This window comes from Streptomyces sp. BL1 (assembly GCF_057628045.1).
Genome location: NZ_JBXYWZ010000002.1, coordinates 7,698,498 through 7,718,046 on the forward strand (window position 1 = coordinate 7,698,498; position 19,549 = coordinate 7,718,046).

Annotated in this window: 13 protein-coding genes; 5 read left to right on the top strand and 8 right to left on the bottom strand. The window is 71.6% G+C overall.

Features of this window, described 5'->3' with window-relative positions; translation table 11 throughout:
• Positions 1-87: 87 nt before the first annotated feature.
• The 3 genes from AC3AGO_RS33885 to AC3AGO_RS33895 are packed head-to-tail and all read right to left on the bottom strand — an operon-like array spanning position 88 to position 3,637.
• Complete coding sequence (locus AC3AGO_RS33885) at positions 88-1,755, bottom strand: FAD-dependent monooxygenase (protein WP_487824121.1); 1,668 nt, start codon at positions 1,753-1,755, stop codon at positions 88-90.
• On the bottom strand, positions 1,752-2,627 hold the full coding sequence (locus tag AC3AGO_RS33890) for a fumarylacetoacetate hydrolase family protein (RefSeq protein ID WP_487824122.1): 876 nt from the start codon (positions 2,625-2,627) through the stop codon (positions 1,752-1,754). Before AC3AGO_RS33890 ends, AC3AGO_RS33885 begins: the two co-directional genes overlap by 4 nt.
• On the bottom strand, positions 2,624-3,637 hold the full coding sequence (locus AC3AGO_RS33895) for a dioxygenase family protein (protein ID WP_487824123.1): 1,014 nt from the start codon (positions 3,635-3,637) through the stop codon (positions 2,624-2,626). The genes AC3AGO_RS33890 and AC3AGO_RS33895 overlap by 4 nt, the downstream gene beginning before the upstream one ends.
• A 459-nt stretch (positions 3,638-4,096) precedes the next feature.
• On the opposite strand from AC3AGO_RS33895, the gene AC3AGO_RS33900 reads away from it, so the two are divergent.
• Positions 4,097-5,461 (top strand): FAD-dependent oxidoreductase, encoded by a 1,365-nt coding sequence (locus AC3AGO_RS33900; protein ID WP_487824124.1) that lies wholly within the window; start codon positions 4,097-4,099, stop codon positions 5,459-5,461.
• Positions 5,462-5,548: 87 nt separating this feature from the next.
• On the opposite strand, the gene AC3AGO_RS33905 is transcribed toward AC3AGO_RS33900, so the two are convergent.
• Together AC3AGO_RS33905 and AC3AGO_RS33910 are read right to left on the bottom strand one after the other, a co-directional pair.
• Positions 5,549-7,315: a PP2C family protein-serine/threonine phosphatase gene (locus tag AC3AGO_RS33905; protein ID WP_487824125.1), complete on the bottom strand. Its 1,767-nt coding sequence runs from the start codon at positions 7,313-7,315 to the stop codon at positions 5,549-5,551.
• Between the two features lie 327 nt (positions 7,316-7,642).
• A complete protein-coding gene (locus tag AC3AGO_RS33910) occupies positions 7,643-8,974 on the bottom strand; it encodes an MFS transporter (protein ID WP_487824126.1) in 1,332 nt (443 codons plus the stop codon).
• Between the two features lie 462 nt (positions 8,975-9,436).
• On the opposite strand from AC3AGO_RS33910, the gene AC3AGO_RS33915 reads away from it, so the two are divergent.
• Both AC3AGO_RS33915 and AC3AGO_RS33920 read left to right on the top strand, forming a co-directional pair.
• Positions 9,437-12,076, top strand: coding sequence for a family 78 glycoside hydrolase catalytic domain (locus AC3AGO_RS33915; protein ID WP_487824127.1), 2,640 nt, complete (start codon positions 9,437-9,439; stop codon positions 12,074-12,076).
• A gap of 223 nt (positions 12,077-12,299) precedes the next feature.
• Positions 12,300-12,812, top strand: coding sequence for a glutathione peroxidase (locus tag AC3AGO_RS33920; RefSeq protein ID WP_487824128.1), 513 nt, complete (start codon positions 12,300-12,302; stop codon positions 12,810-12,812).
• 272 nt (positions 12,813-13,084) lie between these two features.
• On the opposite strand, the gene AC3AGO_RS33925 is transcribed toward AC3AGO_RS33920, so the two are convergent.
• Positions 13,085-14,098: a zinc-dependent alcohol dehydrogenase family protein gene (locus AC3AGO_RS33925; protein WP_487824129.1), complete on the bottom strand. Its 1,014-nt coding sequence runs from the start codon at positions 14,096-14,098 to the stop codon at positions 13,085-13,087.
• A gap of 181 nt (positions 14,099-14,279) precedes the next feature.
• Here AC3AGO_RS33925 and AC3AGO_RS33930 point away from each other — a divergent pair, with 181 nt between their 5' ends.
• Entirely contained in the window at positions 14,280-14,663 is a 384-nt protein-coding gene (locus AC3AGO_RS33930) for an ArsR/SmtB family transcription factor (protein ID WP_487824130.1), read from the top strand.
• 30 nt (positions 14,664-14,693) lie between these two features.
• On the opposite strand, the gene AC3AGO_RS33935 is transcribed toward AC3AGO_RS33930, so the two are convergent.
• Positions 14,694-15,842 carry an MBL fold metallo-hydrolase gene (locus AC3AGO_RS33935; protein ID WP_487824131.1) on the bottom strand — a complete coding sequence of 383 codons (1,149 nt, stop codon included), beginning with the start codon at positions 15,840-15,842 and terminating at the stop codon, positions 14,694-14,696.
• Between the two features lie 152 nt (positions 15,843-15,994).
• Here AC3AGO_RS33935 and AC3AGO_RS33940 point away from each other — a divergent pair, with 152 nt between their 5' ends.
• Positions 15,995-16,789, top strand: coding sequence for an IclR family transcriptional regulator (locus AC3AGO_RS33940; protein WP_487824132.1), 795 nt, complete (start codon positions 15,995-15,997; stop codon positions 16,787-16,789).
• A 53-nt stretch (positions 16,790-16,842) separates the two neighbouring features.
• On the opposite strand, the gene AC3AGO_RS33945 is transcribed toward AC3AGO_RS33940, so the two are convergent.
• Complete coding sequence (locus AC3AGO_RS33945) at positions 16,843-19,398, bottom strand: alpha-L-arabinofuranosidase C-terminal domain-containing protein (RefSeq protein WP_487824133.1); 2,556 nt, start codon at positions 19,396-19,398, stop codon at positions 16,843-16,845.
• Between the last annotated feature and the right edge of the window lie 151 nt (positions 19,399-19,549).

Below are 19,549 nucleotides of genomic sequence, written 5' to 3' on the forward strand. Positions count from 1 at the left end.
CCGCTCACCCTTCTTCGCGCGCCGGGCCGCAGGCGCGGCACGTACGGGCAGGTGCGGGGCCCCAACGAGCCGCGCGTGGGCGGGGGTTCATGCCATATGGGCTCCCGATCCGCGCAAGGGCGCGCGGACGGCGCCGCGGGCCGTGTCGAGGACCGTTCCGGCCCCGGACGCGTCGTGTCCGCGCCAGGCGATGTGCTGGTCCGGGCGTATGAGCAGGAGCGGGGCGCCGTAGGACGCGGCGTCGGGGAGGTGGGGGAGGTCGAGGACGGTGAGGGGGACGCCGCGTGCGGCGGCGGCCTCGGTGAAGGGTGCCGTGGCGGCGCGGCCGTCGAGCCGGAGCAGGGTGAAGCCCGGGCCCAGACGGTCGTAGAGGGAAGAGCCGTCGGGCAGCCAGCGGTGCGGCAGCCGGGCGCCCGGACAGGCCGAGCCGTGGTACGTCATGGGCCGGTGCGCGGGCGGCGCGGTGCCGTCGTCCACCACGGCGGGGGAGCCCGCGTAGTGGTAGCCGAGCACCAGGCCGAGACTGTGGAACTCGCCCTGCTTCGCCTGGAGTTCCTCCGCCACCACTGCCCGTCGGCCGGCTCCGGCGGGGGTGTCCGCGTCGAGGTCGGGGTGCGCGAACGCCGGGGCCAGCCGGGATTCCTGGGAGGCCGCGTCGGCGATGGTCTGCTCGGCGACCGGCCGGCGCTCCGGCTCGTAGCTGTCCAGCAGCGCGGGCCCGGCCCAGCCCTGCAGTACGGCTGCCAGTTTCCAGGCGAGGTTTACCGCGTCGCCGACACAGGTGTTGTAACCGTGCCCGCCCCAGGGCGGGTTGAGGTGTGCGGCGTCGCCGACGAGGAAGACCCGCTCGCCCCGGTAGCGGTCGACGAGGAGCATACGGGCCGACCACGGATCGGTGGCCCGTACCCGTACGTCGATGTCCGCGCCCGTCAACTGCCGTACCAGCGACGCCGGATCGACCCGCTGCGTACGGGCGTCGACGCCCTGGACGATGGCCCACCACGTGCCGTCGAGGTCCAGCCTGCCGACGATGCCGCCCGCGGCCTGGCCGACGACCCAGTAGTGCACGGCGGGCGCGGCGAAGGCCTTCTCGGTCAACTCCGGTGCGCTGAACGTGACGTTGAGGTTGGGCAGTTCGCCGCTGCTGCCCGAATACCGTGCACCGATGGCGGCCCGGCACACCCCGCTCGCGCCGTCGCAGCCGAGCAGGTAGTCGGCGGTGACCGTACGGGCCCGGCCGTCCGGCCCGGCGACGGTCGCCCGTAAGCCGTGCGGTCCGTCCTCCGCCTCCAGCAGGCGGTGGCCGGTCAGGAAGGTGACGGCGGGGAGCTCGTTCACCGCTTCGCGCAGGACCTCCTCCACGACGGGCTGCGGGATCTGCTGCCCGCACTCGGCGAACTCGTCACGGCGCTCCGTGTGCAGGGCGAACGCGTTGCGGAACCGCGTGATCTCATGACCCGTCAGCCCGGTGCAGAAGACGACGTTCTGCGCGTACGAGACGGGCAGCGGGGCAGCCGCCCGTACCCGGTCCGCCAGCCCCCAGCGGCGCAGGAGTTCCATCGTGCGCGCGCTCGTGGTCTTGGCCCGCGGCCGGCCGGCAGCCGGCGTCTCGCGCGGCTCGACCACGCAGCAGCGGATGCCGGCCCGGCCGAGTTCGATCGCGGCCGCGAGACCGCTCGGCCCGCCACCGGCGATGAGCACCGGAACGTGAGCGGGGAGGTGACCGGGGACGTTCCCGAGAGAGGCGCTGTTCATCGCCGCTCCCCGCCGGACCGCCCGGCACTCAACTGGCCTGCTCCCGGCGGGTCCTTGGCGACGACCGGCGTGCGGAGGGTACCGAGGCGTTCGGCCTCCACTTCGACCACGTCGCCCGGCCGCAGGAAGCGCGGCGGGGTGCGGGTGTAGCCGACGCCTTCGGGGGTGCCGGTGACCAGGACGTCTCCGGGTTCGAGGGTGAAGGTGCGGCTGGCGAGGGACAGTACGGACCCGACGCCGAAGATCATGTCGCGGGTGTTGCCGTCCTGGACCGGTTCGCCGTTGACACGGGTCGTCAGCCGCAGCCCGGCCGTGAGCGGGCCGGTCTCGTCGGCCGTCACGATCGGCCCCATCGGGCCGCTGCGGTCGGCGTTCTTGCCGAGCGTCCACTGCGCGGTGAGCTTCTGTGCGGTGCGCGCGGTGAGGTCGTTGAAGAGGGCGTAGCCGAGGACGGACGACTCGGCCGTCGCCTCGTCGGCGTCCGCGAGCCGCGCGCCGACGACGGCGGCTATCTCCCCCTCCCAGTCGAGCCCCGGCTCGTTCGCGGGCACCGGGACCGGGACGCCGTCCACCGACAGCGACGATGTCCATCTGCCGAACAGCGTCGGATGGTCGGGAACGCCGTAGACGCCTTCCTCGGCGTGGGCACGGTAGTTGAGCCCGAGACACAGCACCCGCGCCGACGGCGGGACCGGCGGCGCCTGCACCACCTCGGCCAACGGCTGGTCGCCGTGGGTGAGTTCACGCGCGTACGCGGTCCACTTGGGCAAGTCCGCGTAGAAGTCGCGGACGTCGGCCAGCGAGGTGACACGGTCACCCGTCACGGCCCCGACGAGCGTGTCACGCCCGTCGCGCAGTCCGACGAACCTCACCGCGCCACCTCCGTCGCTGCTCCGGCCGCCGAATCGCTGCCGTCGAGGGCGGCGAGGCGTACGTCGAAGGTGAAGTCGAGGAACGGCCCCTCCACCGCCCACCGTTGGGCCGCCACCGGGTCGTCGACGGGCTGCGGGGTGACGACGAGCGCGTCCTTGACGGCGAACGCGGCGTCGGAGTCCAGATAGGGGTCGCCGGCGACGAACACGTGCGTGGTGACGGGCCGGTAGCCCTCGGCCTCCACGCGGAGATGGATGTGCGCGGGACGCATCGGGTGCCGGCCGAGTGCCGTGAGCAGCTCGCCGACCGGTCCGTCGGTGGGCACGGGGTAGCTGCTCGGGAGCACGCTGCGGAACCAGTACAGTCCGTCCGCCTCCGTCGTGAGCAGCGCCCTCAGGTTCCCGGGCGGCTGCGCGGAATCCTGTGTGTCGTAGTGGCCGGCGTCGTCGGCCTGCCAGATGTCCACCGTGGCGCCGTGGATCGACTTGCCCGCGCAGTCGCTGACCTGCCCGTGCACGACCATCTGCTCGCCGCGTTCGCGTTCCGGCCCCTCTGCCAGCCACGCGCCCGACGGGCGGGCCGGCGCGGGGGAGTGGAACGGGCCCTCGACCGACGACGGCGTCGCCTCCGACGGGCCCGCGTGGTTGACCTCGTCCACGGCCGAGGTGAGCCCCAACATGTCGGACAGCAGGATGAATTCGTCGCGCGTATCGGTACAGGCCTGCCCCGTACGGGCGAGGAAGTCCAGACCGGCCAGCCACTCCCGCTCGGTGGGGCGTACTTCGCGGACGAAGGCGTGCAGGTGTGTGACGGCGGAGCGGACGATCTCCGCGAGCCGCGGGTCGTCCGTCTTGATCTGCGCCTGGACCTCCGCGAGCAGCCGGCCGAGCTCGGTCTGCGCGTCGTCGGCCGGAGCGCCCTCGGCCTGTGCGTCGTCGGCCTGTGTGTCTTCTGTCGGAGCGTTTCCGGGCGGCGCGGATCCGGTCGGCGTGGTCGGCGGGTGGGGCATGGAGCTCTCCCAACGGTCTGCGGATGCCGGCGAGTTGGCGGCCCTGCGCACCGGGGAGCCCCGGCACGGCCGCCGTTCCGGTCCCTGACGCCCGTGACGCGGTTCCGGACACAGGGACGAGCCCGGCCGCAGGGACCGCATCCAGGATGCGCAGCGGAACCGGACCCGTCAGCAAGCGTTCCATTGGTTGGGCCGGTGACCCCGGGAACGCGCCGCCCGCCCGGAGCCGGCCACGTGCCTGGGGAGGGAGTTCATGCTCCGTCTCACATGTTATTGCTTTCGGTCTCACATCGTGGGCGCGACCGACGTGTGGGATCACGGCAGTACAGACTGTCCCGAGCGCCAGAACTCATCGGCGATCCCGGAATCTCTCCCGGAACGGCCTGCTCAGGGGGCGGTTAGGTACACCTAACTTCGATCAAGTATGGTGTGCAGCGCTCCAAGAGGAAAGGTCGTTCCATGTCACGTGCGATACGGGTGGCTGTCGTCGGTGCCGGTCCGGCCGGGATCTACGCCGCCGACGCCCTGCTGAAGTCCGAGGCCGCCGCCGATCCCGGCGTCTCGATCGATCTGTTCGAGCGGCTCCCGGCGCCCTTCGGCCTCATCCGTTACGGCGTGGCGCCCGACCACCCGCGGATCAAGGGAATCGTCGACGCGCTCCACAAGGTGCTGGACAAGCCGCAGATCCGGCTGTTCGGCAATGTGGACTACCCGGGGGACATCACCCTGGACGATCTCCACTCCTTCTACGACGCCGTCATCTTCTCCACCGGCGCCAGCGCCGACCGCCCGCTCGACATCCCGGGCATGGACCTGGAGGGCTCGTACGGCGCCGCCGACTTCGTGTCCTGGTACGACGGGCACCCCGAGGTCCCGCGCACCTGGCCGCTGGAGGCCGAGAAGGTCGCCGTCCTCGGCGTGGGCAACGTCGCGCTCGACATCGCGCGCATGCTGTCGAAGACCGCCGACGAGCTGCTGAGCACGGAGATCCCGCCGAACGTCTACGACGGCCTCAAGGCCAACAAGGCGCAAGAGGTGCACGTCTTCGGCCGCCGCGGCCCGGCGCAGGCGAAGTTCAGCCCCATGGAGCTGCGCGAGCTCGACCACTCGCCGAACGTCGAGGTCATCGTCGACCCCGAGGACATCGAGTACGACGACGGCTCCATCGAGACCCGCCGCAGCAACAAGCAGGCCGACATGGTCGCCAACACCCTGGAGAAGTGGGCCATCCGGGACGCCGGCGACCGTCCGCACAAGCTCTACCTGCACTTCTTCGAGTCGCCGACCGAGGTGCTCGGTGAGGACGGCAAGGTCGTCGGACTGCGTACGGAGCGCACCGAGCTCGACGGCAGCGGCGCCGTGCGCGGCACCGGCCGTTTCAACGACTGGGACGTCCAGTCCGTATACCGGGCGGTCGGCTACCTCTCCGAGGAGCTCGCCAAGCTGCCGTTCGACACCGGCTCCGGCACCGTGCCGCACGAGGCCGGCCGCGTCCTGGACGGCGACGGCGCGCACATGACGTCCACCTACGTCACCGGCTGGATCAAGCGCGGGCCCGTCGGCCTCATCGGCCACACCAAGGGCGACGCCAACGAGACCGTCGCGTGCCTCCTGGAGGACCACGAGGCCGGCCGCCTGGCCGCCCCGAGCGCGCCGGAGGAGGACGCGATCGAGGCGTTCCTGCGTGAGCGCGGCGTACGGTTCACCACCTGGGAGGACTGGTACCGCCTCGACGCGCACGAGCGTTCCCTCGGCGAGCCGCAGGGCCGCGAGCGCGTGAAGGTCGTCGAGCGCGACGGCATGCTCGACGCGAGCGGCGCGTAACACCCCACAGCGCATTGCCCCTTCGCCCCCGGCCACCGCGCCGGAGGCGGAGGGGCTTTTCGCATGACGGCCGGCCAGTGGGTCCGTTCACTGCGTGCGGCGGAAGGCCAGCACCGTGGCGTCGTCGGTCTGGTGATGCTGCGTCAGGCTCTTCACGAGGGCGTCCGCGTAGGACTGGAGACCGCCGGGGCCGGGCCCGAGGGCGTGCTGGGCGCAGCGTTCGGCCGCGGCCAGGAGAGCGGCGATCCCGTCGTCCAGGTCGCAGTCGCGGCGTTCGATCAGGCCGTCGGAGTAGAGCAACAGGACGTCACCGGGGCGCAGTTCCGTCTCCGCGGCTTCGTACGTGGTGCCGGGCAGCACGCCCAGCGGCAGCCCGGGCCCGTGCAGCGGCGGACGCAGCAGGCGTGCGCGGCCGTCCCTCACCAGGACGGGGCACGGGTGGCCCGCGCAGGTCCAGCGCAGCAGCGAACGCTCCGGGTGGTAGCGGGCGATGATCGCGGTGGTGGTGGACTCGGTGCCGTCGTCGCAGGCCGCCTCGTTGAGCCAGGACGTGAGCTGTTCCACGCCGGTGCCCGTGTAGGCGAGCCCGGCGAGCGCGTAGCGCAGCTTGGCCATCAGGGCGACCGCGTCGAGGCCGTGCCCGCGCGCGTCGCCCAGGGCGACCAGCACGCGGCCGTTGGGCAGCACGCGCGTCTTGTACCAGTCGCCGCCGACGCCCGCCTCGCCCGCGTCGGGCCGGTACACGGCGGCCGACTCCAGCCCGTGCAGGGCCAGTTCGGCGGACAGCCGCGGAAGCACCGCCTCACGCAGCCGTCCGGCGATCTCCGCGACGGCGTCGGCGCGCTCGCGCTGCGCACGCGCCTCCGCCTGCGCCCGTTCCGCCAGTTCACGGCTGCGGCCCACCTCGGTGACGTCCCGCAGCACGGCGCGTACGGACCACACCGGGCCGTGCGGGAGCCGTACCGGCTCGGCCACGAAGCGGACGACCCGCTCGCCCTGTTCGTGACCGAGGCGCAGGTCGCACTCGCCGGTCCGCTCCCGCCGCAGTACGGCGTCGAGCAGCCCGTGGAACTCCGCACCGCTGTCGGGAGACGCCATGAGGGCCAGTTCCGGCAGGCTCGGCGGATCCTGTCCGGGGTCCAGCCCGAGCACCAGATGCAGGCCCAGCGACGCGTCGACCCGGCCGTCCCCCAGACCCCACTCGGCCCAGCCCACGCGGGCGAGCCGCTGCGCCTCCCGAGCCATGCGTACGCGGTGCCCCTGTTCCCAGGTGAACAGGATGTGATCCCCGCACCGGGCGGCCCGCACCTCGCTGCTCATGCGCACCGGCTCGCCGCGCGGATCCTCCACGTACCACTCCGCGGGCTCCGGACCCTGCTCCCGGCCGGTGCGGTACGCCTCGGCCAGCAGCGCGGGCACGACGGTGTCGGCCATGTGCGGGAAACGCCGGAACAGCGGGAGCGGGCCGCGCCACGGCGGCAGCACGCCGGACAGATACGTCTCCGCGTACTGCAGGGCAGCGGCGTTCTGGGCCACGTAGATGTAGTCGCCGATCTCGCCGTCCGCCGTGACGACCGGAGCGAGCAGCATCGCGGCGACCGGCATGGCGTCCAGCAGTTCCTGCGCCCCGGGCAGCTCCGGGAGTGCTGTTTCCCGAGGAGCCGTGGCGCCGGCCGGCGGCTCCGCTGTCGGCCCGTCCGCCGCCTGGCGGGCGGTGAACGCCCGTACGCGGTGCTGCTGGTCGGCGAGGAGGTCCGCGATGCCGTACGGGTCCCGGGCCTGTCCGCCGGAGCCGGAGCCGGTGCGGCCCGGGTCGCGGGAGATTCCGCGGCCGTCGTCAGGAGGCGTTGCCACACCGCATCACCCAGCCACCTTCCTCGTCCGGCCCTGTCGCCTGCCGTCGCGGCGCATCGGACCGGCACACAGGCATGATCGCCGACACGGGGGCGCGTTGCCACGAGAGACCGCTGCCGCGCGACCGGGGGGGCGATGGGAGCGGTCGCGGGCAGTGCGTGCGTCAGGTGCCGGTGCCGGACGGCGAGGATCGGCCCGCCGCCCGACCGAGGACACCACCGCGCCCGCGCCGGGACCAGGGACGTTCTTCCTCGTGGCGCAGGACCTCGGTCCCGGCGCGGGGGAAGTGCCCGGCCCCGGCGCGGGCGTGCCGGCGGGCCTCCGAGGTCAGCGGCCCTCGGCGCTGAGAGGCACCGGGCTGCCGTCGTACGCACCGGAGCCGCCGGGAGAGCCGTCGTCGGTCGTGAGGCGGCCGGGGGCCGGGGCGAGCCGCCGGGAGATGTACGCGCCGATGAGCCCGGCGAGCGCCATACCGACGGTCAGCCCCCACAGCAGACCGGCCGCGCTCGCCTCCATCAACGCGGGCGTGACCAGGGCCGCCATCGCCACGACGAACCGGCACACCCCGTACGTGAGGCCCTGCGCGGTGGCCCTCAACTGCGGCGGGAAGAGCTCCTGGGACCACACCTTGTACGTTCCCTCACCGGCGAACTGGTTGCTGATGTTGTAGAGCACCGCGAAGACGATCATGGCGGCGAGGACGGCGCCGCCGGTGACCGCTCCGAAGGCGAAGGCCCCGACCTGCACCACGGCCGCCACCGCGAACAGCCTGTTGCGCCACGGGGTGTCGGCGAACCGTACGAAGAGCACGGAGCAGATCAGGCCGAGCGGGATCATGGCCACGTTGAGACCGGTGGCGAGGGTCTGCGAGGCGCCGCTCACGGTGGTGAGGAGGTAATTGCCGAACTGTCCGAAGGTGTTGGCCCCGAGATTCCACGCGATGTAGAAGAAGCCCGTCGCGAGGAGGGGCAGCAGGACGTGCCGGGAACCGAGCTGCCGCAGCGTACGGAGGTTCAGCTGCTCGCCGCCTCCCGCGGACTCCACGCTCTCCAGATGTGCGGGCAGCCGTATCCGGCGCCGCAGCGCCCAGGTCACCACGGCCACGACGGCGAGGTGCGCGAAGAGGATGCGGGTGCCGGCGAACTCCAGTGTGGAGACGGCGAATCCGACGATCTGGGTGGCGCCGATGCCGATGACCCACATGGTCTGCGTGAAGCCCACCAGCCGCCCGCGGGCGTGCTCGGGAGAGGCCTCGGAGACCACCGCGAGGGACGTGGGAAGGTCGGCGCCCGCCGCCAGGCCGGCGATGACGACGCCTGTGAAGACCACGGTCCCGTTCGGGGCGCCGAGGATGAGCAGCGCGCCGACGGCGTAGACCAGGATGTCGATGCCGTAGAGGCGGCGGCGGCCGAACCGGTCCGCCAGCCAGCCGCCCGCGAACGAGCCGATGGCGATGCAGATGGTCAGCACGGCGCTCAGGGCGCCCAGCGTCCACGAGGAGAAGCCGTAGTGATCCGCCCAGAAACCGATGCTCAGCGACACCGAGATGATGAGACCGGAGTCGAGATAGGAGGCGACGCCGCTGAGCACGGCCAGTTTCCAGTGGGAGCGGGAGATGGCGGGCGGCTTGGTGCTCGCGGGTGCGGGATTGTCTCTCACGGCACTCTCCGGGGTGTCGTGTCAGCGGCCCTTCCACAGACGCCCGTTGGCGCCGGGCGGGAGGAGCGCCGGCTCGTGGTGGTGCGGAGGCGACGGCGGTGAGTCGCCACTCGCGTCCGCAGCGGAGGACAAGGGGGACGGGGGCAGGGAGCCGGTCGGGGACGACAGCTCAGGTGTCGGGCAGCAGCTCGCCGAACGAGCTGTGAAACGTTTCGAGGAAACATCACGGCAACGTGGCGCGGTGTCAAGGGTCGCGGCACGTCGAAGCGGAATCCGTTGCGCGGAGGAGAGTTGTGGTGCGGTGTTGTGGCGGGGTGAAAGGCGAGGTTTACGTGACGTGCCCGGGAAGCGGATGAGTCACCGTGACGTTATTGACACGTTTCAAAGATCCGTCCTAGGTTCCTGCGCAGACCCGGCAGCCTCAGCACCCCCTGCCCCGCCCGGAACCGGACCTTGGAAGTGATGCGCATGCAGGTCGACGCCCCCGTACTGGAAAGCCACCGGGAGCCGTTGGGGATCGGTGAGCCGCGTCCTCGGCTGTCCTGGCGCACCGCCACCGACCGGTCCGACTGGCAACAGGCCGCATACCAGGTGGAGATCACCGGCCCGGACGGTTCCGTGCTGTGCGACACCGGGCGCACCGCGTCGGCGGAATCGGTGCGCGTGCCGTGGCCCGGCCCCGCACTGGAGTCACGGCAGCGGGTGCGGATCCGGGTACGAGTGTGGGGCTCCGGTGATGAGGAGCCGTCCGCGTGGTCGGAGACGACCCACGCGGAGGCGGGGCTGCTGACGGCCGGCGACTGGACGGCCCGGCCGGTCACACCGGACCGGGAGGCCGCGCGGGAACCTCTGCCGGTCGCCCTGCTGCGGCGGGAGTTCACACTGGACAAGCCGGTCGCGGCCGCGCGGCTGTATGTCACCGCGTACGGCGTGTACGAGGCCGAACTCAACGGGCGCCCCGTCGGCGACCACGTGCTCGCGCCCGGCTGGACCTCGTACCGCCACCGGCTGCGCTACCAGACCTTCGACGTGACCGGGCTGCTGCGGCAGGGGACCAACGCGCTCGGGGCGCTGCTGGGCGAGGGCTGGTACACGGGACGGCTCGGCTTCCACGGCGGGCGCCGCAACATCTACGGCGAACACCGGGCGCTGCTCGCCCAGTTGGAGATGGAGTTCGAGGACGGCACGGTGCGCACGGTGTGCACCGACGAGGACTGGCGCGCGGGGGAGGGGGCGCTGCGGCGGTCGGAACTGTACGACGGCGAGGAGTACGACGCCCGCCGCGATCCCGGCGCCTGGACCCTCCCCGGGTTCGACGACTCCGCCTGGGCTCCCGTCTCCGTACTCGGCGCGCCCACAGCCGAGTTGGTGGCGCCGACGGGCCCACCGGTGCGCCGTACGGAGACGGTCCCCGTGGCAGAGGTGCTGACCACGCCGTCGGGCAGGACGGTGCTGGACTTCGGCGTGAACGTCGTCGGCCGGCTGCGCGTACGGGCCTCCGGTCCGGCCGGGCACACGGTCACCTTCCGGCACGCGGAGGTGCTGGAGAACGGCGAGTTGGGCGTACGGCCGCTGCGGGACGCCGCCGCGACGGACTCCTGGACGCTGGCCGGCGAGGGCGTGGAGACGTACGAGCCGCGCTTCACCTTCCACGGCTTCCGCTACGCCGAGGTCTCCGACTGGCCCGGCACGCTGGATTCTTCGGACATCGAAGCGGTGGTGCTGCACACCGACATGCGCCGCACCGGCTGGTTCGAGTGCTCCGACGAACTGGTCGGCCAGCTGCACGAGAACGTGGTCCGCGGCATGCGCGGCAACTTCCTGGACGTGCCCACCGACTGCCCGCAGCGCGACGAACGCCTCGGCTGGACCGGCGACATCCAGGTCTTCGCGCCCACCGCGTCCTTCCTCTACGACTGCTCCGGCATGCTCACCGGCTGGCTGCGCGACCTGGCCGCCGAACAGCTCGAACGGGACGACGCGGTACCGCCGTTGGTCGTCCCCGACATCCTGCCCGAGGGTTTCCAGGGCGCCCACGCCGTGTGGGCCGATGTGGCGGTGCTGCTGCCGTGGGTGCTCCACGAGCGCTTCGGCGACGTGGAGGTGCTGCGTACCCAGTACCCGTCCATGCGGGCCTGGGTGGAGACCGCGGCGCGGCGCGCCGAAGAGGGCGACGGGCTGTGGCGGCAGGACTTCCAGCTCGGCGACTGGCTCGACCCGGCAGCACCGCCGGAGGACCCGGGCGCGGCCCGCACCGACGGCGACCTGGTGGCGAACGCCTATCTGGTGCGTTCGGCAGAGGTGCTGGCGCGGGCGGCCGACCTGCTGGGGGAGGGGGCGGACGCCGAGCGGTACCGGAAGCTCGCCTCGTCCGTACGGGTCGCGTTCGCCGCGGAGTTCGTCACCCCCAACGGCCGGCTCGGCTCCGACGCGCAGACCGCGTACGCGCTCGCCCTGTGCTTCGCGCTGCTGCCGGACGAGCGTCAACGCGAGGGTGCATCGCGGCGGTTGGCGCAGATCGTGCGCCGGTCAGGATTCCGGATCGCGACCGGATTCGCCGGTACGCCGCTCATCTGCGACGCGCTGTGCCAGGCCGGCGAGCCGCAACTCGCCTACCGGATGCTGCTGGAGCAGGGCTGCCCCTCCTGGCTCTACCCGGTCACCATGGGGGCGACCACGGTGTGGGAGCGCTGGGACTCGATGCTCCCCGACGGCAGCATCAACCCCGGCGAGATGACGTCCTTCAACCACTACGCGCTGGGGGCCGTCGCCGACTGGCTGCACCGTACGGTCGCCGGACTCGCCTCCGCCGAACCGGGCTGGCGCAGGCTGCGCATCGCGCCCGTCCCCGGCGGCGACCTCACGCGTGCGCGAGCCACGCACGACACCCCGTACGGCAGGGCCGAGGCGGGCTGGCGCGTCGAGGGCGACGAGGTGGTGGTGGAGGCCGTCGTGCCGCCGAACACCATGGCGGAGGTTCAACTCCCGGACGGCAGCGCGGCTTTCACGGTCGGCTCGGGCGCGCACAGCTTCCGCGTACTGCCCAGCGCCGCGCCCTGGCCGCCGGCCGCGATCCGGCATCCCTTCGTCGCACCGGAGTGAGGGCGCGGGCCGGCTCCCGGGGCGTGCCGCGGGGGCGCGGGGGTCTCTCGGGAGCCGGCACGGGGACGGGGCGGCCGGTACGGGGGTGGCCGGGCTGCCGGGTCGGGCCGGCTCCCGCGTACGTGTGCGGTCGGTCCGCCCCGAGCCGCCCAGTCCGCCCCGAGTCGCCCGGTCCGCCGGGGCGCGTCGGCTGTTGTCACTGGTGCTCGTTAGCATCGCGAGCATGAGCACCCAAGAGAGCAGCAACGGCAGCATCTACGACACGCAGATCGGGGCCCTCCAGGGCGGGGACGCCGACCTCGGGCAGTACCGGGACCAGGCCGTCCTCGTCGTCAACGTCGCCTCCAAGTGCGGGCTGACGCCGCAGTACTCCGCGCTGGAGGAGCTCCAGAAGCAGTACGCGGGGCGCGGGTTCACCGTGCTGGGCGTGCCGTGCAACCAGTTCGCGGGCCAGGAGCCCGGGACCGCCGGCGAGATCGCCGAGTTCTGCTCGGCGACGTACGGCGTCACCTTCCCGATGACGGAGAAGGCCGACGTCAACGGCGACGGCCGGCACCCGCTGTACGCCGCGCTCGTCGACGTACCCGACGCGGAGGGGCACAGCGGCGACATCCGCTGGAACTTCGAGAAGTTCCTCGTCGCTCCCGGCGGCACGGTCGCCGCCCGCTTCCACCCCAAGACCGACCCGTCCTCGGCCGACGTCACCGAGGCGATCGAGCGCGTCCTGCCGGCCTGAAGGCCGCCGCGTAACCGGTGTGCCCGCTGCGGGTGTTGGGCGGGCACGAGTCCGGGCGCGGCTCACTCCCGGCGCGGTGATATCGGCGTCCGGCCGGTGGTCGGACGCCGATGTCCCCGGACCGGGCCGGGTCAGGACCTCGGCGCCGCCGAGCCGGTCGAACTGAACGATCTTCGCCACGGGGGATCTCTCCAGAGCAGGGGGCGAGTTGGGGCGGGTGGCGTGTCCGTACGGCGGGGTGCCGTACGGACACGGACACGGGGGACGGCGGGTCAGTCCGCGACGCGGATGACGATCTTTCCGAAGGCGCCGCGGTCGAGGTGCCGGTACGCCTCGTGCGCGTCCTCGAAGCCGTAGACGGAGTCGATGACCGGCTCGACAGTGTGCTGTTCGAGGAAGGTGTTCATTTCCTCGAAGGCGCGGCGGTGCCCGACGGCGATGCCGCGGATCTGGGTCTGGCCGAAGATGACGGACATCAGGTCCAGGCTCGTGTTCTGGCCGCTGAGAAAGCCGATCAGCGAGATGTGCCCGCCGGCCTTGGTGGCGTGGACGGTCTTGTTCAGGTTCTCCCCGCCGACGACCTCCAGCGCCTGGTCGACGCCCAGTCCGCCGGTGAGCTCGCGGACCTTCTCGTGCCAGTCCGGGTGGGTGCGGTAGTTGATCAGGTCGGTGGCGCCGAGCTCGGCGGCGCGCCGGAGCTTCTCGTCGCTGCTGGAGGTCGCGATCACGCGGGCGCCGAGGGCGGAGGCGAGCTGGATGGCGAAGACGGACACCCCACCGGTGCCCTGCACCAGGACGCTCCGGCCGGCCTGCAGCTTTCCTTGCTCGACGAGGGAGAACCAGGCGGTGAGTGCGGCGATGGGCAGGGTGGAGGCCTGCTCGTCGGTGAAGTTCGCGGGGGCGGCGACCGCGCTGTCGGCCTCCAGGATCATGTATTCGGCGAGGCCGCCGTCGAGCGGGCCGCCGCGGCTGAAGTCCTGCTCGTTGCGGCCGGGGGCGCCGTCGAGCCAGCGCGAGTAGAAGTGCGAGAGGACGCGGTCGCCGGTCTGCCAGCGGGTGACGCCGGGGCCGGTCTGCACGATCGTGCCGACCGCGTCGTTGACCGGAATGAGGCCCTTGCGGATCTTCTCGGCCTCGTAGATCCCGTCGACGATCGCCTTGTCCCGGTAGTTCATCGAGACCGCGGACACCTTGACCAGGATCTCGCCCGGGCCGGGCTCCGGCGTGGGGATCTCGTTGAGCTTGAGGTTCTCCAGGCCGAAGTCCTCGATCTGCCAAGCGCGCATGGTGGTTCCTTACGTGGAGTGGTGCGGCCGTCTGCCGGGCGGACAGGGGCAGAGGGCCTGTCGTGATGTGGGGGTGCGGGGTCCGGGGCCGGTGTGGCCTCCCGCCTTTTCCACTAGAACCCTTATTACGATGACTGTCAAACTTCGATGCGCGTCGACGTTTGATGAGGGTGGAAGTATCATGGCGTGTGGCCGTCCACGACTCCCGAAGGAGGTGACCCCGGTGCCCCAGAGCGATGCCCGGGCGCCCGAGCACCCGGAACCGGAAGAGATCACGCTCCAGACGGTTCTGGAGGCGCTCGTCGACCCCGTACGCCGCAGCATCACGGCACAGCTCCACCGCGCCGGGGAGGACATCAGCTGTGGGAAGTTCGACCTGCCCGTGGCCCGCTCGACCGCGACCCACCACTTCAACGTCCTGCGCGAAGCCGGCATCATCCGCCAGTACTACGTGGGCACTTCGCGTATGAACACGTTGCGCAGCGACGACCTCGACAGCCGCTTCCCGGGGCTCCTGGACGCCTGCGTCCAGGACGACGTCACAGACCCGGACGCGAGGGGCTGAACGCCCGGAAGGCGGTCAGCCCCGCCCGGTTCAGGACCTGCGCCTCACGCCGAAGCCGGTGAGGTCGTGGCCGGGGGTCACTTTGCCCTTGTAGGTCGTCGCGGCCTTCTTGCGCCACTGGTCGTCCGTGACCGCGCGCGGGTCGCCCGGCGCGATGTGGCTGAGCACGACCTGCTTCACGCCGGCGGTTGTGGCGACGCGGCCGACGTCCTGCGGGGTGGTGTGCGCCGCCTTCATGTGGTCGATGAAACCCGGCCCGAATCCGCTCCCGGAGTCCGCGTTCTTGGAGAACCAGTCCAGGTCGACCACTTCGTGCACCAGGATGTCGCAACCGTCGGCGAGCCGGGACACGTTGTCGCTGAACGCGGTGTCCCCGGAGAACGTCACCGCGCCCTCGTCGGTGTCGAAGCGGAAGGCGTACGAGGGGAAGACCGGGCCGTGGGGCACCAGCACGGCGGTGACTCGTACGCGGGAGTCCTCGAAGACGGGGAAGGGCTTCATGTCCGGCGCTGTCCGGGTGGGGGAGGCCTTGATGCTGTCGGGCGGGTCCACGTCGTGCGCGTCGAACAGCCGCTGATAGTCGAGGTGCGAACCGGCCTCCGCGTTACGGATGTTCATGTCGTAGGCGTAGCCGGACATGAGCCCGGCGAACATGCCGGACGTGCCCGGGGTCGGGTGCTGTTTCTCCGCGACGGGTACGGGCTTGCCTCCGTAAGGGTCCGGCAGCCCGCCCGCCGAGCCCGGACCGTGGACGGGAACCGGGCCGCGGAACTTGCCGGGCGTCATCCAGAGCAGGTTGAACAGGTCGAAGAGATGGTCGGAGTGGAGGTGGGTGACGAAGACCGCTCCCAGCTCCGCGGGGGAGAAGCCGCTCTGCCCGAGCCTGCGGGCCGCGCCCAGTCCTGCGTCCACGACGTAATACCGGTCGCCCACCACGAGAACGCTGGAGATCCCCGCCCTGCCGGGTGTGTACACGGGGCCCGCCGCGGTGCCCAGCAGGACGAGCCGGGTGCGGAAGCCGTCGATGTCGCCGGACAGCGTGGTCGGTTCGGCCGGCGTCCGGGAGCCGTGGGCGCTGCCCGAGGCGGACTGGTGCGTGCACGCGGTCATCGCCCCGGCGGCGGCCGTGCCGGCGGCCGCTCCCAGCAGGCCGCGCCGGGACCACCGTCCGGACTTCATGTCAGCAGTTGCTTCTCCGGTCATCGCTGCCTCTCGTCGCGCGGTGCCCGCGCTGTGTTCCGGGGCGGGCAGGGTTGTCCTCAGCATGCGAACCGGAAGCCCCACCGTCACCGGCAGTTCCATTGGACGGAACGGTGGATCACACTCGGGGGATGGAGTCGGACGAGGTGGTCCCGCGGCGGGGGAAGCGGCCCAAGAGTGGTGCGCCAGTGGTGGACCGGGCGTTGGCCCTGCTGGCGGCGTTCAGTGCGGAGCACCGTGCGCTGGGGCTGGCGGAGTTGAGCCGCCGGGTCGGCATGCCGCGCAGTACGGTCTCCCGTCTCGCCGCGCGCCTGAGTGACTGGGGCGCTCTGGAGCGGGACGAACAGGGCCGGTACGTCGTGGGGTTGCGGCTGTTCGAGCTCGCTTCGCTGGCGCCCCGCAGCCACGGGCTGCGGGAAGTGGCCCTGCCGTATCTGGAGGATCTGCACGAGGTCACCCGCCAGCATGTGCTGTTCGCCGTACGGGACGGGGCCGAGGCTCTGCTCGTCGAGCGGCTCTCCGCACACGGTGCGGTGGAGATCGCCTACCGGGTGGGCGGCCGGATGCCGCTGCTGGAGACCGGCGTCGGTCTGGTGCTGCTGTCGACGGCCGAACCGGAGGTGCGGGACGGGCAGTTCGCGCAGCTCGGTTCGGGTGCAGAGGAGCACCGGATCCGGCAGCGGCTCGCGGGGCTGCACCGTACGGGCGCGGTGGTCTTCGAGCGGCAGCGCCCCGCTCCCGTCTCCTCCGTCGCGGTCCCCGTCCGCGACCATGCGGGGCGTACGGTCGCCGCGGTGTCGATCGTCGTGCCCGCGGCCGTCGCCAGGCCGCAGGCGTACGAACAGGTCGTGCGGGCCACCGCGTTGGCGATCTCCCGCGGCATGGGCTTCCGCGGCACCGCGCGCACCGCGGCGCCCGTGGGGTGAGCACACCGGCCGGGGTCCGTACGAGAGGGGCCCCGGCCGGTGTGCCCGGGGGATCAGCGGGTCTTGACCCGCAGGAAGGTGACCGAGTTGGCCGGGAAGGTGTAGCGGAAGGTGTCCGCCACACCGTCGAAGACCGACTGCCGTGGCGCGACGGGGCGTTGGGTCGCGGTGTTCTCCGCGTCCGCCGCTCCCTGCAGCGTGGTCACCCGGGCCTTGCGTGCCGGGGACGTGCCCTTGCCCAGGTCGACCTTCGTATCGGCCGCCTTGTCCTGCGCGTTGACGACCTTGACGATGAGCTCACCCGTCTTGTCGTCACGGGTGACGACCTGACGGAAGGGCTCGGCGGGCTTGTCGTCGGTGAAGCTGTCCCACTTCTTGCCGTCGACGTAGAGCGTGACCTGCCGGTCGCGCACCTGGACGCGGAGGTCGTACTGGCGGCCGGACTCGATGGTGGTGTCCTTCTCCCGCATCGTCTGCTTCGCGCCGTCGGAGGTCTTCTCCACCGCGGAGCGGGTGTTGCCCCAGCCGCCGAGGTTCCACCAGTAGTGGTTGCCGGTTCCCTTGACGCCGAAGGCGACCAGGAAGCCCTCCTTGCCGGCCCGCTTGGTGGCCTTCACGGACAGGTCGTAGTTCTTCCAGCCGGTGTCGCCCGCGGTGACGAGGGTGTCCTCGGCGGCCGTGTCGGACTGCACGTACGCACCGTCCTCCACCTGCCAACTGCCGCGCCCCGCCGCCTTCTTCCACTGTCCGTCGCCGCCGGAGAAGTCGTCGGCGAGCAGTTCCTTGCCGTCCGCTCCGGTGACCTTCACGTCGTCGTAGGCGGCACTCGTCGCCCACGTCGACAGGCCGACGGCGCCGGTGATGGGCCCGGAGACGGCCGGGGTGCCGGTCGCGGTGCTCGGTACGACCCGGTCACCGACGTTGTTCATGAAGAGCTTCTGCGTCTCGTAACTCGTCGAGCCCCACGACGTGGAGTTGTCGAACCAGATCATGTCGGGGCTCCACTGCGGCTTGTCCGTGTGCGCCAGCAGCGGCGCGTAGGAGGCCATCCGTACGACGTCGGCGTTCCGCTCCAGCCCTGTCATGTAGGCGGCCTCGGCGAGGGAGTTGCGGAACTTGTTGTCCTTGGAGGCGTACTCGCCGAGGAAGACCTTCGGCCCTGCCCGGTCGTAGGAGTCGTAGCGCTGGTTGTGCTGCAGGAACCACTCGGGGCTGTTGTAGTAGTGCTCGTCGACCATCGGCACCGCGGACTTCCGGTTGTGCTCCCACAGCCGGTCGAACGTCGAACCCTCGGAGCCCGGGCCCGAGTTGCTGATGAGAGTGATCTCCGGGTGCTTCTCCTCGATCGCCTTCCGGAACGCGGTGAAGCGCTCGAAGAACTCGTCGGGGAGGTTCTCCTCGTTGCCGACGGCAAGATGCGTGAGCTTGAACGGCTTCGGGTGCCCCATCTGCGCCCGCAGTTTGCCCCACTTGGAGGTGACGGGCCCGTTGGCGAACTCGATGAGGTCGAGCGTGTCCTGGATGTGCCGCTTCAGCAGCGCGGGGTCGTCGGTGGCCTTGTTCTCACCACAGCCGGTGACCAGCGCGGGAACGACCGGCAGCGGCATCGCGCCGATGTCCTCGGCGAACTGGAAGTACTCGTAGTAGCCCAGGCCGTACGACTGGTTGTAGCCCCAGAAGTTGGCGTTCACGGCGCGCTGTTCGACCGGGCCGACGGTGTCCTTCCACTGGTAGGAGCGGCGGCGCTCCCAGCCCGACGACTCGTCGTACGCCTTGTGGCTGCCGGTGTTGACGAGGCAGCCGCCGGGGAAGCGGACGAACCCGGGGTTCAGCGCGGCGACCTTCTCGGCGAGATCCTTCCGCAGCCCGTTCGGCCGGCCCTTGAAAGTGTCGCGCGGGAACAGGGACACCTCGTCCAGCCGTACGGTGCCGCTGCCGCCCGCGGTGACCGCCAACTGCCCGCCCTTGGAGGCGCGTTGGGCGGTGAGCGTGCCGGTGTACTTCGTCCAGCGGTCGCCCCGCACGGCGACCTCGAGCGGGGAGCTCAGCGCGCCCTTGTCGTCCCGTAGCGCGACGTTCAGCGGCGTACGGTCGGCGTTGTCGGTGCGGGCCCAGACGGAGACGTCGTGCCGGGCGCCCTTCTCCACCGCGATGCCGGTCTTGTAGCCGGAGTTGACGACGCCGTAGCGGGCGCCGGCGCTCTGCCCCGCGGGCAGGGTGAGCTTCAGATAGTGCCGGTTGCGCTCGTTGAGGCGCTGTCCGTCGCCGACGACTTCGGCGGTGCCCTTGCCGCCGCCGGCCGCGGTCTCGCTCCAGGCGGTCATGGGGGTGTAGGCGGCGTTGTCGGCGCGGTCGAACTCGAAGGACCGGTTCTGGACGCGCTCGGCGTAGAGGCCGCCGTCCGCCGCGTGGTTGATGTCCTCGTAGAAGACGCCGTACATCCGGTCGTTGATCTCGGGGCCGCTGCGGGCGGGGTCGGCCTTGATCTCGTAGTCGGGTTCCGCCGTCGTGCCGGCGGGCGGGACCGCGGCTCCTGCGGGCGGCACGAGCAGCGCGCCGGCGAGGAGGGCGCCGAGGAAAACTAAGGGTCTTCCGCGTCTGCGGGGCATGGAGCTCCCTGAAGTCGTTCGGACCGTGCGGGGGACACTCCGGTCTGCCGTTGCGTTCGAAATACCGTACACAGACCGGAACTTCGAACAGAAAGCTAGAGATGCCACAGGTACGCGTCAACACATGGCGCACACACGGCACATGTGTGCG

Coding starts and splice junctions, on each gene's coding strand:
- AC3AGO_RS33885 (WP_487824121.1), bottom strand. CDS start 1,755: ATGAACAGCGCCTCTCTCGGGAACGTCCCCGGTCACCTCCCCGCTCAC.
- AC3AGO_RS33895 (WP_487824123.1), bottom strand. CDS start 3,637: ATGCCCCACCCGCCGACCACGCCGACCGGATCCGCGCCGCCCGGAAAC.
- AC3AGO_RS33900 (WP_487824124.1), top strand. CDS start 4,097: ATGTCACGTGCGATACGGGTGGCTGTCGTCGGTGCCGGTCCGGCCGGG.
- AC3AGO_RS33915 (WP_487824127.1), top strand. CDS start 9,437: ATGCGCATGCAGGTCGACGCCCCCGTACTGGAAAGCCACCGGGAGCCG.
- AC3AGO_RS33920 (WP_487824128.1), top strand. CDS start 12,300: ATGAGCACCCAAGAGAGCAGCAACGGCAGCATCTACGACACGCAGATC.
- AC3AGO_RS33925 (WP_487824129.1), bottom strand. CDS start 14,098: ATGCGCGCTTGGCAGATCGAGGACTTCGGCCTGGAGAACCTCAAGCTC.
- AC3AGO_RS33930 (WP_487824130.1), top strand. CDS start 14,280: ATGGCGTGTGGCCGTCCACGACTCCCGAAGGAGGTGACCCCGGTGCCC.
- AC3AGO_RS33935 (WP_487824131.1), bottom strand. CDS start 15,842: ATGAAGTCCGGACGGTGGTCCCGGCGCGGCCTGCTGGGAGCGGCCGCC.
- AC3AGO_RS33940 (WP_487824132.1), top strand. CDS start 15,995: ATGGAGTCGGACGAGGTGGTCCCGCGGCGGGGGAAGCGGCCCAAGAGT.
- AC3AGO_RS33945 (WP_487824133.1), bottom strand. CDS start 19,398: ATGCCCCGCAGACGCGGAAGACCCTTAGTTTTCCTCGGCGCCCTCCTC.